Here is a 12,571-nt window from a genome sequence, read left to right as displayed (position 1 = left end):
CCTCACACCGTCGGTATTCCCCTCTCCGCGCAGGCAGCAGCCACGACTTCAGCGTCGATGGTCCGTATGCCACGCGGGAGGGCTGGCGAAATGGTGTAAACAGCATCTGCTTTCCACACGCCAGCCTCTTCGTATACATTTGTGCGCAAATGACGCGCAAAGCCCCAGCCCCGGATCAGCGTGTATCCGGCGGCTGCACATTCGGCATAATCCTCGACGTCGCGCGTCGTGATGGCGTTGGTCATTTCAACGTCAAACTGCACCAGATCATCCGCCAAAAGCTGCGTCTCCACCCCCCGATAGTCAGGGATGAAGCGCTCAGCCGTTGGCACAGGCTCGCACGCCGCAAGCGGCAGCGCCGTTATGATCCAGGCAGGCTTCATTCGCAGTCCAGCGACGGTTGCCGATACCCGGTCACGATCCAGTCGTTGCCCCGTGGCACGCCATAGAGCGTGTAAAGGCAGGTCTCCTCGACCGGGATGCTGATGGTCCGCGTCCTGGTAACGTCCGCCCAGTCACCAACGCCGCCCGAAGTTCGCGTGTCGGTGCTGACAATAGGCACAGACCCCCACGAACTGATCGACCACTGAAAAGCGCGGCGGCCATCCGGCAGGTCAAACACCGCCGCGGGCTGGCCATAATCCAGCATCGGTTCGGTGATGGACTTGCCGACATAGCCTTCCATCACCTGCGACGCGCAGGCCGACAGGGTGAGCACCGCACCCAAGGCCAGCGCTTGAGTAGTTTCGCGATAAATCATTCTGCTGCCATAGCTTGAGATTGGCGTGCCTTCGCATTCGCGCTGAGTTCCGCCATCAGTTGGCTGGCGCGGGCAATTGGATTGGTCAGATAGAAATCATTAACGGTCGAGGTCAGCACACCGCCTTCAACCTTACCTGCTTCAAGTGCGTCGCCTGTGTTTTCGGCCACGACATCAATATCACCCAGATGCGGGTGGTCCTTGACCAGCTTCTGGCGCAGCGCGGCCAGACTGTCATAGGGCAATGTCGCCTCCATCTCGCCCGACAGCGCGCGCAGGATCGCCCAGTTTTCCTTGGCCTCACCGGGCGCAAAACTCGCGCGTTGGGCCAGTTGCGGACGTCCTTCGGTGTTCACGAACAGCCCACCCTCTTCGGTGTAAGCAGCGCCCGGCAGGATCACGTCCGCCCGGTGCGCACCACGGTCCCCGTGGCTGCCCTGATAGATGACAAATGCACCGTCATCGATCTCGACCTCATCCGCGCCGAGGTTATAGATCACATCGGCCTTCTCGACAGCAGCCATGGTATCCGGGTTGGTCGCGCCAACATCCATCGCACCCACACGACCTGCCGCCGTGTGCAGGATCATCAGGCCGGACTTTGTGCTTTCGGCCAGCGCCTGCGCACCCGCCAGAATCGCAGCACCGTCACCACGGGTCAGCGCGCCCATACCAACGATGATGATCGACGGCTTCTCCTGCACCGCGGAATGGTCACGCTTCAACAACTCGTTGATGATCGTGGCTTCGGTCCCGATATGGTTCGCCTCATAGGTCAGATCAGGCATCTCGCCGATCACACCCACGTTCGCGCCACGGGCCCAAGCCTTGCGAATGCGCGCATTCAGCACCGGCGCTTCCAGACGCGGATTGGTGCCGATCAGCATGATGGCCTCGGCGGTTTCGATATCCTCGATGGCTGCGGTACCGACATAAGCTGCGCGGTTGCCCGACGGCAGCTTGGCCCCATCGGTCCGGCATTCAACAATGCCGCCCTGCCCTTCGATGAGCTCTTTCAGCGCGTAAGCCGCCTCGACCGGCGCCAGATCCCCGACCAAACCGGCCAGCGACGACGCGCCCTTGATCGCCTCAGATGCCTTGCCGAGGGCCTCGCCCCAAGACGCAGGCCGCAGCTTGCCATTCTCACGGACGTACGGCTTGTCCAGACGTTGCCGACGCAGTCCGTCCCAGACAAAGCGGGTCTTGTCCGAAATCCATTCCTCGTTTGTGCCATCATGGTTCAAGGGCAAGAAGCGCATCACCTCGCGCCCTTTCGTATCCACACGGATAGAAGACCCAAGCGCATCCATCACGTCCACACTCTCGGTCTTGGTCAGCTCCCAAGGCCGCGCGGTAAATGCATATGGCTTCGACACCAGCGCGCCCACAGGGCACAGGTCGATGATGTTGCCTTGCAGATTCGAATCGAGCGTTTCGCCAAGGTAGGAAGTAATCTCGCTGTCCTCACCACGCCCCGTCTGACCCATCTGCGTGATGCCCGCGACCTCGGTCGTGAAGCGGACGCAGCGGGTGCAGGAAATACAGCGGGTCATGTGGGTCTCGACCAGCGGCCCGAGATCCAGATCGTCGACGGCGCGCTTCGGCTCGCGGAAGCGGGAGAAGTCAACGCCATAAGCCATGGCCTGGTCCTGCAGGTCGCATTCGCCGCCCTGATCGCAGATCGGGCAATCCAGCGGGTGGTTGATCAGCAGGAACTCCATAACCCCTTCGCGGGCCTTCTTGACCATGGGCGAGTTCGTTTTCACGACAGGCGGCTGGCCCTCGGGACCAGGGCGCAAATCGCGCACCTGCATGGCACAGGACGCCGCAGGCTTCGGCGGGCCACCCACCACTTCCACAAGACACATCCGGCAGTTGCCCGCGATCGACAGACGCTCGTGATAGCAGAAACGCGGGATCTCGATCCCCGCCTCTTCACAGGCTTGGATCAGGGTCATAGCCCCGTCGACCTCGACCTCGTTACCGTCGATGATGATCTTGCGAAGGTCACTCATGCGTCAGTTCATCCTCAATAGGGCGCCAATCTGGCCGCCTCTTTCAATTTCGGCGCGTCCCAGCGCGCAGTAGCCGGCGGGTTGGCCCGGCGTAACGCCCGCAGCGTCAAGATATGCTTTACGCGCACCCTTCAGCCGGTTCTTTTCGGCGTCCGACTTGCGATAAGCATCGATCTCGGCGTCGGAGTAGCCCATCGCGCGGGCCTTATCCTTCAGCCCGGTGACAAGCGTATAGGCGCGCAACATCCGCGCCGAAATGTCAGGGCAGTTTTTCCGAATCTCATCCGCGATCCCGACAGCCAGAAGGGTGCCATCAATCTCGGGCACATCCCGCAAATGGGGCTTCGCCGAGGCTATCCCGGCAGTCAGGCTAAGGATCAGGGCCATGGTCATTGCGCGCATCTTTTCTCTCCACCTTGAGCATCACATTGATGCCATGTGGGAAAGCAGGTTCGTGCTATGCAATAACACGGGGCGACACAACCCGTTACATCGCAAAATGTCGCCTTAATCAGCGCTTGTGATCACGCTGGCGTGCAGGTGCCGCGCAACAGCAACCTGTCACCATTGGTGCGCAACGTTCCGTCCTCAGCGTCGGGCCCTTCGATCCACGAAATGTCCGACGACCCGAACTGCGTAATGCAATAGCGAATAGCCTCGTACCGCCCCGCCTCGCGCGCGCCCTCAAGCGAGGCCGAGACCGGCGATACCGTAATCTCGAACTGATCGCGCTGCCTGTCGACCTTGCTGGAACTGGCGCGGAAAAACTGACCGTCAAAGGCAACACGTTCCGACCGCCGCTCGCCCGAACACGCCGTCAAAACCAACGCGGCACTTAGAAGAAAACCTGTCAAAAGCATCGGGCGCATGTCGGTCAAGCGATTTGCCTCAGCACGGCTCTTGGTCTTGGTCACTGCGGTCTCCTCCACACCGGTCTAGGGCCTCAGGTCAGGGCATGATCCCAGCCAAAGGCGTGATCCGTATTGCCATGGTTTTCAAGATGATGGAAGCGGTCAAGTGCCTCCTCAATCGTGGGTATATGCCCTGCAGGCACCCACCACATGACAAAGCGCAATCCCTGATCCGGATCGTACCATTCGCCCTTGCGGTCATAGAACTGCTTGTGAACGGTGTTGAAGGTGAAGGCGTGCAGGCTTTCGACGTCTTTCCAGACGGACAGCGTGCTTGCCGTGCGCGGATTGCCCCCCAGCGGGCCGTCCGGATCAAGCTGCGCGGCCTCCATATCGTCGCCTTCCAGATGCCAGACATAGCCAGGGCTGCGGCGCGCGATGTCATAGACACGGTCGAGATTGTTCAGGAAGTCCACGACGCGTGGGTCTTCCCAGTCATATTTAAGGGTGCCGATGTTGAATTCAGCGAGGTGCACGAACCAGTATCATTGCCATTGCAGAATTCCGGGGATCGTCTTGCGACGCAAACCGCCTTGATCCCAAAAGATATGCGCATGATTATCCTGGTTTATTTGGACAGCAACTTTGCGAAAGCTATCCGGCGGCAGCAATGAACCAGTGCGAACCTTGAAAACACGACCATCTGGTTGAGTGCATGTAAAAGACACATTGCTGGTATCACCGCGCACCTTGAACTCGATCTCGCGCCCCACACGAAGCGATACCTTACCCTGCGTGCCATGTACTTGACAGGACGTGCCTGACGGGAAGGACCCAAAGTCCACCTCCAATTGCGCAGGCTCTGCATGAGCCGGGGTCGTGCTCACGGCGAACGCAACTATTCCAAACGTAATCGACCGCATCACTCCGCAGCGATCCGCTTACCTGCAATCCGGTCCTCGATCTCATCCCGGAAGTTCCGGATCAACCCCTGGATCGGCCACGCCGCCGCATCACCCAACGCACAGATCGTATGACCCTCAACCTGCTTGGTCACGTCGAGCAGCATGTCGATCTCCTCGACCTCCGCCTCGCCGTGGACCAGCCGCTCCATCACGCGCATCATCCAACCCGTGCCTTCGCGGCAGGGTGTGCACTGACCGCAGGATTCGTGCTTGTAGAATTTCGACAGACGCCAGATCGCCTTGATGATGTCGGTGGACTGATCCATCACGATCACCGCCGCCGTGCCCAGACCCGACTGCAGATCGTTCCGCAGATAGTCGAAGTCCATGATGGCGTCTTTCATCTTCTCCCCGCGCACGCAGGGTACGGACGACCCACCGGGGATCACGGCCTTGAGGTTGTCCCAGCCGCCGCGGATACCACCGCAATGCTTCTCGATCAGCTCTTCGAAGCTGATCGACATCGCCTCTTCCACAACGCACGGATTGTTCACGTGGCCGGAAATGGCAAACAGCTTGGTGCCCGCGTTGTTCGCACGACCAAAGGACGAGAACCACGACCCGCCCCGACGCAAGATCGTCGGCACAACGGCAATGGATTCAACGTTGTTAACAGTCGTCGGGCAACCGTACAGACCCGCACCCGCCGGGAATGGCGGTTTCATCCGCGGCATACCCTTTTTGCCCTCAAGCGACTCGAGCAGCGCGGTTTCCTCACCGCAGATATATGCCCCTGCCCCGTGGTGCAGGTAAATGTCGAAATCCCAGCCAGAGCCAGCGGCGTTCGGACCAACCAGACCCGCGTCATAAGCTTCATCAATGGCCGCCTGCAGCGCTTCCTTCTCACGGATGTATTCGCCGCGAATATAGATGTAGCAGGCATGCGCGTTCATCGCGAAGCTGGCGATCAGGCACCCTTCGATCAGCGTGTGCGGATCGTGGCGCATGATCTCGCGGTCCTTGCAGGTGCCGGGTTCGGATTCGTCTGCGTTTACAACGAGGTAAGCCGGACGCCCATCCGACTCCTTTGGCATGAAGGACCACTTGAGGCCTGTTGGGAAGCCCGCGCCGCCCCGACCGCGAAGGCCGCTGTCCTTCATCTCCTGAATAATCCAATCCCGGCCCTTCTGGATCAGCTTGTCCGTCCCGTCCCAATGGCCACGCGCCTGCGCGCCTTTCAGCGTGCGGTCGTGCATCCCGTAAAGGTTGGTAAAGATACGATCCTTGTCAGCCAGCATGGGTGTTATCCTTTGCCATATCGGCCCGCGCGCGGGGCCGTCAGTTGTCGCGGCTCTTTTGCCAAATCCTGAGGGCCACCACCAGTGCCCAAATGAACGCAGCCAGCGCAAACAATAAAATAAGAATTTCGTACCGGGCGGGCAAGCCAAGGGCCTGCACAATCACCGGCGCGAAGATCGACAGCAAAGCGGCCCCTGCAATCACAAGGGCCGCGATACGGCCCTGACGGGCCAGTTTCGGATCAAGGGGCGCCGACATGCGTTAATAAACGCCGCCCTTGTCGACTTTCTTGGAGAACTCGGTGTCGCCGCCGGCAGCAAGAATCTTGGCCTGCGCCACCCAATCATCACGCGTCACGCGGCCCTTGAACCCTTCGAGGTTCTGGTCGACCCATGCGACCTCATCCGCGCCCCAGCTTGCAACCTGATCGAAATGGTAGAAACCCATCGAATGCAAAAGCGCTTCAAGTTTCGGCCCGACGCCCTTGATCTCCTTGAGATTATCCGGACCACCTTCGCGCGCAGCAGAAAGCGTCTCAGGCTTCGTGCCTTCACCTGCAGCAGCGGGAGCGTCCGCCTTTGGAGCCGCTTTTTTCTTGGCGACAGGCTTGCCCTTTGGCTTGTCCTTCGGCTTTTCCTTAACCTCTGGCTCCGCCTCGTACTTCCACTCGCCTTTACGCGCAGCAAGGTCTTCCTCACCCGGCAACGAAGCTGAAGGTTTGATCTCGGGCGATGCGGCCGATGTTGTTGCAGGGGCCGCAGCCGGAGTCACCTTTGCAGCAGGGGCCGGTTCGGTGGACTTCGCCTCAGCCGTCGCTTCACCAATCGCAGGCAGCGGTTTGCACATGATCCAGCTGAGCAACGCGCCTGCCACCACAGCCACGACGAGGCCCATGAAGGCGCCCTGCATAAAGCTCCAACCGCCGAGCACCATCAGCAAAACTGCAGCCAATGCGCCCCCCAAAAGCGCCACAAGCCAGCAGCCGATCGTGCAGCTGATCATTCCCTCGTTGTTGTCCATAAGGATATCTCCCCCGTTTGCAGATATTATTCCTTATAGATACCGTCTTTTTTCGCGCGTTGGGAAAATTCTGTTTGCTTGCCTTCTGAGAGATCTTTCGCCTGCGTGACCCAATTGTCACGGCTCACCCGTCCCTTGAAGCGGACAAGGTTCTGGTCGGCCCACGCCACTTCGTCTTCGGTCCACGACGCGATCTGATCGAAATGGTAGACACCCGCGGCGTTCAACTCTTTCTCAAGGCCCGGACCAACGCCCTTGATCAGCTTCAGATCGTCGGCACCACCCTCGCGGGCTTCGGTCAGAAGCGCGGGTTTTGTCCCCGCGGGGACAGCCTCATCCGATTGTTTTTGCTGCGATTTGTTTTCCGTTACCGGAGCGTTGGGTTTGGGCTTGGCCTTGGACTTCGTTTTCTTCGGCGGGGCCTTGGACGCAGGCTCTTCGTTTGCGTTGCTCGCGCCAGCCGCGGCGTTGGCCTTACCCCATGGGGCGAGCAATGGCACCTCGGTGCCGTCGATCCGTTTCACCGTGTCGCCGATATCCGTCGCAAGCTGGACAGAGGCGTTGTACTTGGTGTGGCCGCTGTCGAAATCCTTGAGGCTGGTCAGCCCGCTGAGCGGCTCGGAGGCGTAACGACCGTTTTGCGGGCCGGGTGTCGGCACCTCACCTTTTGCGAGTTCGTCGATGATCTCACCCATGCGGGCAGCGGTCAGATCCTCGTAGTAGTCCTTGCCGATCTGGGCCATGGGCGCGTTGGCGCAGGAGCCGAGGCATTCGACCTCTTCCCATGAAAACTTGCCATCGGCGGAGAGCTGGTGCGCTTTGGCCGCGATCTTGTCCTTGCACACGGCCACGAGGTCCTCAGCCCCGCAGATCATGCAGGATGTCGTGCCGCAGACCTGAATATGCGCAACGGATCCAACGGGTTGCAGTTGGAACATGAAGTAGAAAGACGCCACTTCCAGCGCGCGGATATAGGCGAGGTCGAGCATGTCGGCCACAGCTTCGATCGCGGGGCGGGTCAGCCATCCCTCTTGTTCCTGCGCGCGCCACAGAAGCGGGATGATGGCGGAGGCCTGACGGCCTTCGGGATATTTGGTGATCTGCGCTTCGGCCCACGCTTGGTTATCCGGTGTAAAGGCGAAGCTGTCAGGCTGATCGGGGTGGAGGCGGCGGAGCATTAGGGTCTTCCCTTGGTCTGCTTGGAGACTGCGGGAGCCTCCGGCGGGAGTTTATTTGGCAAGATGAAGGATCGGGTTAGCGGTCAATCTCTCCGAACACCACGTCCATGGTGCCGATGATGGCGGCAACGTCGGCCAACTGGTGCCCCTTAGAGATGTAGTCCATCGCCTGCAGGTGCAAGAAGCCCGGCGCGCGGAGTTTAGCGCGGTAGGGTTTGTTGGTGCCGTCTGCGACGAGGTAGACGCCGAATTCGCCCTTCGGGGCCTCGACGGCGGCATAGACCTCGCCCTCGGGCACGTGGAACCCTTCGGTGTAGAGTTTAAAGTGGTGGATCAGCGCTTCCATCGAGGTTTTCATGTCGGTCCGCGAGGGCGGGGTCAGCTTGCCGCGGGCCAACACATCGCCGGGGCAGTCGCGCAGTTTGGCGATGGCCTGCTGGATGATCGAGATCGACTGGCGCATCTCTTCCATCCGGACGAGGTAGCGGTCGTAGCAGTCGCCATTCTTGCCCACAGGGATCTGGAAGTCGAATTCGTCGTAGCATTCATAGGGCTGCGCGCGGCGCAGGTCCCATGCAAAGCCACTGCCCCGCACCATGACGCCCGAAAACCCATATTTCTGGATGTCATCCTCGGTCACGATGCCGATGTCGGCGTTGCGCTGTTTGAAGATGCGGTTTTCGGTCAGCAGCCCGTCGATGTCGACCATGAAGCCGGACATGAACTTTTCAGACCACGCCTCGATATCGTCAAGCAGTTCGGGCGGCAGGTCCTGATGCACGCCGCCGGGACGGAAATAGGCCGCGTGCAGGCGCGCGCCGCAGGCCCGTTCGTAAAAGATCATCAACTCTTCACGCTCTTCAAAGCCCCAGAGCGGTGGGGTGAGCGCGCCGACGTCGAGCGCTTGCGTGGTGATGTTCAGAAGGTGGTTCAAGACGCGCCCAATCTCGCAGAACAGCACGCGGATCAGCGAAGCGCGGCGGGGCACTTCGACACCTGTCAGCTTTTCGATGGCGAGGCACCAGGCGTGTTCCTGGTTCATGGGCGCCACGTAGTCGAGCCGGTCGAAATAGGGCAGGTTTTGCAGGTAGGTCCTGCTTTCCATCAGCTTTTCGGTGCCACGGTGCAGAAGGCCGATATGCGGGTCACAGCGTTCCACGACTTCACCATCGAGTTCGAGGACCAGGCGGAGCACCCCGTGCGCCGCAGGGTGTTGCGGGCCGAAGTTGATGTTGAAGTTACGGATTTTCTGTTCGCCCGTGAGGGCGTCGTCGAATTTGGAGCCGTCCATCATTGGTTTTCTCCATTGTTCAGTTCGCAAATTGCGAACTCACAAGATTTTTTAAAAAGGGGAACAGACGCCAAACCCAAGCCAGCAGCCGCAATCGCAGTGTTGATCAGTTCAAACCACATCACCGCTTCTCCAGCTCTTGCAGCTTCATCGCCATAACCCACAGCAAAACGATCGTGCCCACGGGCAGGATGCAGAACGCCGCCCAGTACTGGTTGATCCCGAAATGGGGCAGCAGCTTGAACATTGGGATGATGCTTGCCGCTGCGACCAGAAGCCACCAGAGCATATCCATTACGCCCCCTTCGCCTTTACGCGGAAAAAACCGGGCGCCAGCACCGCAAGAGGACCGATGGCAACGATCCAGAAGGCGCGCGTTAGGGCGGTCATGCGGCGCCCTCTTCTTTCTTTTCGTCACCCGGAAGGATGTATTCGGCCCCTTCCCAAGGCGACATGAAGTCGAACTGGCGGTATTCCTGCACGAGGCTCACGGGTTCGTAGACGACGCGCTTTTCCGCTTCGTCATAGCGGACTTCGGTGTAGCCGGTTGTCGGGAAATCCTTGCGAAGCGGGTAGCCGCGGAAGCCGTAGTCCGTGAGGATGCGGCGCAGGTCAGGGTGGCCGGAGAACAGGATGCCGAACATGTCGAACACTTCGCGCTCGAACCAGTTGGCGGAGGGGTGGATGTCGGTGATCGAGGGCACCATCTGATCGTCGCGGATCGACACGCGCAGGCGGATGCGGTGGTTTTGGTACATCGACAGGAAGTGGTAGACGACGTCGAAGCGCTTGGCCCGACCGGGGTAGTCAACGCCAGTGATGTCCACGAGGGTGGAGAACTTGCAGGTGCTGTCGGTGGTCAGGAACTCGACAAAGCCGGTGAGGCTGGATGGTGCCACATCGACGTTCAATTCGCCGTGGGTGACGTCCCAGGCCAGCACACAATCGGGGCGCTTGGCTTCGAGATAGGTGCCAAGTTCGGTCATTGCTTCGCTCATTGGTCGGTCCCTTCACGTTCGAAACGCTCTGTGTCCGCTTCACTTAGCACAAGCGTATGCAGGGCAAACACGGCGTTATAACGCTGCAAATTGTAGGTCATCCAAACGCATGTCGCAGCGCCGTCGCCCAAAAGGCTCTCGACCACCATCGCTGGCCCACCTGACCTCAGGCGGACGACATCTCCTGCTTGGAGCGCTGCATTCATCGCACAATTGTCCCAGTGCGGCGGATTTTGCGTTGCAGCTGCATGATGCCGTAGAGCAGCGCCTCGGCCGTGGGCGGGCAACCGGGGACGTAGACGTCGACCGGCACGATGCGGTCGCAGCCGCGCACGACAGAGTAGCTGTAGTGGTAGTAGCCACCGCCATTGGCGCAGGAGCCCATGGAAATCACGTAGCGCGGCTCGGGCATCTGGTCGTAGACCTTGCGCAAGGCGGGCGCCATCTTGTTCGTGAGGGTACCGGCCACGATCATCAGGTCGGACTGGCGCGGGGAGGCGCGAGGCGCGGTGCCGAACCGTTCGAGGTCGTAGCGCGGCATGGAGGTGTGCATCATCTCAACCGCACAGCAGGCCAGGCCAAAGGTCATCCAGTGCAGCGAGCCGGTGCGCGCCCAATTGATGATGTCGTCGGTCGAGGTGAGCAGGAAACCCTTGTCCTGCAACTCGGCATTTAGGGCTTGCGTGGCGTGGTCCTTGTCGCCGCCTGCATAGGCAGCGCCGAGCGATCCGGTGTCAGTTACTGCCATTCCAATGCTCCCTTTTTCCACTCATAGGCAAAGCCGATGGTCAGGACGCCTAGGAAGACCATCATGGACCAGAATCCGGCCATGCTGATGTCCTGGAAGGCGACGGCCCAGGGGAAGAGGAAGGCAATCTCGAGGTCGAAGATGATGAAGAGGATCGACACGAGATAGAACCGCACATCGAACTTCATCCGCGCGTCGTCAAAAGCGTTGAACCCGCATTCGTAGGCCGACACTTTTTCCGGGTCCGGATTGCGGACAGCAAGGACGACAGCAGCAAGGATCAGAACAAGACCGAGGCCAATGGCGACGGCCAGAAACACGAGAATGGGGAGATACTCCCGCAACATCTCTTCCACGTTGGGCTCCTTTTCTTGGCGCGATATGTGCCGCGCCAGGTCAAGTGGCAAAGTTGACTGGACCTTGACTTACGCCTGCTGCCCGGCGGGGTCAATAAAGGGCGGGTATGGAAGCGGTGGAAATTCCGGGTGATTTCGACGCAGTTTGGAAAGGTTTGCGGCTTGACGCAGGGGGAGCGGGGTCAGGTTGTTTGGCAACATAGCGTGCCACTCAACCCAGCGTTCACGGGTGCAGAACGCGGTTTTAGAACAGCTTTTATCGATCGAGGGCGGGCTGAAGCCCGCCCTATCGCTTAGATCGGGCGGTTTGAACGGGATGTCGGGCGGGGTTCACCCCGTCGTGATGTAGCGCTTCGCTCTACCCCTGCGCCCACGCCGCCTTGCGCTTGGCGAAAAAGGCGTCGATCCCCTCGGCCGCTTCTTCGGTTTCCCAACGCGCCTTGAGCGCCGCGATGGAGGTGGCGATAGTCTCCTCGTCTATGCATGGGCCGAAGCTTCGGGCCAGCGCCTTGGCTGCCGCCACGGCCCCCGGTGCGCAATTCAGGTAGGGTGCGACTTCCGCCTCGACCGCAGCCGCAAGGTCATCTGCCGGAACGGCGCGCGCGAGCAGGCCAAGCTCGACCGCCGCCTCTGCTGCGTCAAAAATACGGGACGACATGAAGACGCGCCGTGCGCGTCCCTCGCCCATGCGCGCTACAACATAAGGGCCGATGGTGGCCGGGATGATCCCAAGCCGTGTTTCGGTGAGGCCCAGTTTGATGTGGTCCGCACCGATGGCAATATCGCAGACCGAGGCCATTCCGACACCGCCGCCAAACGCATTTCCATGCAGCGCGCCGATCAGCGGTTTGGGCATCGTGTTGAGGGCTTGCAGCATGTGCGCAAGCTTGCCTGCTTCGGACGCGCGTGTTTCGGCGTCCGCCTGCATCTGGTCGCGCATCCAGCCCAGGTCCCCTCCGGCGCAGAAGGTTTTGCCCGCGCCCGCCAGCACGACGACACGCACCGCATCATCGGCGCCGAGGGTGCGTGCGGCGTCATGCAGCTCTGCAATCATCTGCGCGTTCATGGCGTTGTGCTTGTCGGCCCGGTCGAGCGTGAGCGTGGCAACGCCGCGTGCGTCTGTGGTGATGGAAATGGTGTCGGTCACTGA

18 protein-coding genes are annotated in these 12,571 nt (G+C 60.4%); all 18 read right to left on the bottom strand.

The window, feature by feature from the left end; genetic code table 11:
- Positions 1-2 precede the first annotated feature (2 nt).
- The 18 genes from RA29_RS12185 to RA29_RS12110 all read right to left on the bottom strand — a co-directional run bounded on the left by RA29_RS12185 (position 3) and on the right by RA29_RS12110 (position 12,568).
- On the bottom strand, positions 3-383 hold the full coding sequence (locus RA29_RS12185; RefSeq protein ID WP_039686338.1) for a hypothetical protein: 381 nt from the start codon (positions 381-383) through the stop codon (positions 3-5).
- A complete protein-coding gene (locus tag RA29_RS12180) occupies positions 380-760 on the bottom strand; it encodes a hypothetical protein (protein ID WP_241462603.1) in 381 nt (126 codons plus the stop codon). The genes RA29_RS12185 and RA29_RS12180 overlap by 4 nt, the downstream gene beginning before the upstream one ends.
- On the bottom strand, positions 757-2,775 hold the full coding sequence (gene nuoG / locus RA29_RS12175; protein WP_039686336.1) for an NADH-quinone oxidoreductase subunit NuoG: 2,019 nt from the start codon (positions 2,773-2,775) through the stop codon (positions 757-759). The genes RA29_RS12180 and nuoG overlap by 4 nt, the downstream gene beginning before the upstream one ends.
- A 3-nt stretch (positions 2,776-2,778) precedes the next feature.
- On the bottom strand, positions 2,779-3,177 hold the full coding sequence (locus RA29_RS12170) for a DUF5333 domain-containing protein (protein WP_039686334.1): 399 nt from the start codon (positions 3,175-3,177) through the stop codon (positions 2,779-2,781).
- A 122-nt stretch (positions 3,178-3,299) separates the two neighbouring features.
- Positions 3,300-3,689 (bottom strand): hypothetical protein, encoded by a 390-nt coding sequence (locus RA29_RS12165; RefSeq protein WP_241462602.1) that lies wholly within the window; start codon positions 3,687-3,689, stop codon positions 3,300-3,302.
- Positions 3,690-3,718: 29 nt separating this feature from the next.
- Positions 3,719-4,162, bottom strand: coding sequence for a DUF3291 domain-containing protein (locus RA29_RS12160; protein WP_052249639.1), 444 nt, complete (start codon positions 4,160-4,162; stop codon positions 3,719-3,721).
- Between the two features lie 9 nt (positions 4,163-4,171).
- Positions 4,172-4,399: a hypothetical protein gene (locus tag RA29_RS22870; protein ID WP_152613004.1), complete on the bottom strand. Its 228-nt coding sequence runs from the start codon at positions 4,397-4,399 to the stop codon at positions 4,172-4,174.
- 149 nt (positions 4,400-4,548) lie between these two features.
- Positions 4,549-5,829, bottom strand: a complete 1,281-nt coding sequence (nuoF, locus tag RA29_RS12155) for an NADH-quinone oxidoreductase subunit NuoF (RefSeq protein WP_039686332.1) — start codon at positions 5,827-5,829, stop codon at positions 4,549-4,551.
- A 40-nt stretch (positions 5,830-5,869) separates the two neighbouring features.
- A complete protein-coding gene (locus tag RA29_RS12150) occupies positions 5,870-6,088 on the bottom strand; it encodes a DUF5337 domain-containing protein (protein WP_039686330.1) in 219 nt (72 codons plus the stop codon).
- A gap of 3 nt (positions 6,089-6,091) precedes the next feature.
- A complete protein-coding gene (locus tag RA29_RS12145) occupies positions 6,092-6,850 on the bottom strand; it encodes a hypothetical protein (protein WP_039686328.1) in 759 nt (252 codons plus the stop codon).
- A gap of 26 nt (positions 6,851-6,876) precedes the next feature.
- On the bottom strand, positions 6,877-8,028 hold the full coding sequence (locus RA29_RS12140) for an NADH-quinone oxidoreductase subunit E (RefSeq protein ID WP_039686326.1): 1,152 nt from the start codon (positions 8,026-8,028) through the stop codon (positions 6,877-6,879).
- A 76-nt stretch (positions 8,029-8,104) separates the two neighbouring features.
- Entirely contained in the window at positions 8,105-9,319 is a 1,215-nt protein-coding gene (locus RA29_RS12135) for an NADH-quinone oxidoreductase subunit D (RefSeq protein ID WP_193743544.1), read from the bottom strand.
- Between the two features lie 121 nt (positions 9,320-9,440).
- Positions 9,441-9,614: a hypothetical protein gene (locus tag RA29_RS23225; protein ID WP_039686322.1), complete on the bottom strand. Its 174-nt coding sequence runs from the start codon at positions 9,612-9,614 to the stop codon at positions 9,441-9,443.
- A gap of 91 nt (positions 9,615-9,705) precedes the next feature.
- Entirely contained in the window at positions 9,706-10,317 is a 612-nt protein-coding gene (locus RA29_RS12125; RefSeq protein ID WP_039686320.1) for an NADH-quinone oxidoreductase subunit C, read from the bottom strand.
- Positions 10,314-10,523: a DUF2158 domain-containing protein gene (locus RA29_RS22435; protein WP_082029530.1), complete on the bottom strand. Its 210-nt coding sequence runs from the start codon at positions 10,521-10,523 to the stop codon at positions 10,314-10,316. The genes RA29_RS12125 and RA29_RS22435 overlap by 4 nt, the downstream gene beginning before the upstream one ends.
- Positions 10,520-11,065 (bottom strand): NADH-quinone oxidoreductase subunit B, encoded by a 546-nt coding sequence (locus RA29_RS12120; RefSeq protein ID WP_039686318.1) that lies wholly within the window; start codon positions 11,063-11,065, stop codon positions 10,520-10,522. Before RA29_RS12120 ends, RA29_RS22435 begins: the two co-directional genes overlap by 4 nt.
- The gene (locus RA29_RS12115; protein ID WP_039687742.1) at positions 11,056-11,421 is read right to left on the bottom strand and encodes an NADH-quinone oxidoreductase subunit A; all 366 of its coding nucleotides are present in this window, start codon (positions 11,419-11,421) and stop codon (positions 11,056-11,058) included. The genes RA29_RS12120 and RA29_RS12115 overlap by 10 nt, the downstream gene beginning before the upstream one ends.
- Before the next feature lie 358 nt (positions 11,422-11,779).
- Positions 11,780-12,568, bottom strand: a complete 789-nt coding sequence (locus RA29_RS12110) for a crotonase/enoyl-CoA hydratase family protein (RefSeq protein ID WP_039686316.1) — start codon at positions 12,566-12,568, stop codon at positions 11,780-11,782.
- Between the last annotated feature and the right edge of the window lie 3 nt (positions 12,569-12,571).

The organism is Tateyamaria sp. ANG-S1 (assembly GCF_000814025.1).
Taxonomy (GTDB): Bacteria; Pseudomonadota; Alphaproteobacteria; order Rhodobacterales; family Rhodobacteraceae; genus Tateyamaria.
Note: the sequence above shows the minus strand (reverse complement) of the source record. Positions and strands in the feature narration are given on the sequence as shown.

Coding starts and splice junctions, on each gene's coding strand:
- nuoG (WP_039686336.1), bottom strand. CDS start 2,775: ATGAGTGACCTTCGCAAGATCATCATCGACGGTAACGAGGTCGAGGTC.
- RA29_RS12120 (WP_039686318.1), bottom strand. CDS start 11,065: ATGGCAGTAACTGACACCGGATCGCTCGGCGCTGCCTATGCAGGCGGC.
- RA29_RS12150 (WP_039686330.1), bottom strand. CDS start 6,088: ATGTCGGCGCCCCTTGATCCGAAACTGGCCCGTCAGGGCCGTATCGCG.
- RA29_RS22435 (WP_082029530.1), bottom strand. CDS start 10,523: ATGAATGCAGCGCTCCAAGCAGGAGATGTCGTCCGCCTGAGGTCAGGT.
- RA29_RS12125 (WP_039686320.1), bottom strand. CDS start 10,317: ATGAGCGAAGCAATGACCGAACTTGGCACCTATCTCGAAGCCAAGCGC.
- RA29_RS12135 (WP_193743544.1), bottom strand. CDS start 9,319: ATGGACGGCTCCAAATTCGACGACGCCCTCACGGGCGAACAGAAAATC.
- RA29_RS12185 (WP_039686338.1), bottom strand. CDS start 383: ATGAAGCCTGCCTGGATCATAACGGCGCTGCCGCTTGCGGCGTGCGAG.
- RA29_RS12145 (WP_039686328.1), bottom strand. CDS start 6,850: ATGGACAACAACGAGGGAATGATCAGCTGCACGATCGGCTGCTGGCTT.
- RA29_RS12180 (WP_241462603.1), bottom strand. CDS start 760: ATGATTTATCGCGAAACTACTCAAGCGCTGGCCTTGGGTGCGGTGCTC.
- nuoF (WP_039686332.1), bottom strand. CDS start 5,829: ATGCTGGCTGACAAGGATCGTATCTTTACCAACCTTTACGGGATGCAC.
- RA29_RS23225 (WP_039686322.1), bottom strand. CDS start 9,614: ATGGATATGCTCTGGTGGCTTCTGGTCGCAGCGGCAAGCATCATCCCA.
- RA29_RS12140 (WP_039686326.1), bottom strand. CDS start 8,028: ATGCTCCGCCGCCTCCACCCCGATCAGCCTGACAGCTTCGCCTTTACA.
- RA29_RS12170 (WP_039686334.1), bottom strand. CDS start 3,177: ATGCGCGCAATGACCATGGCCCTGATCCTTAGCCTGACTGCCGGGATA.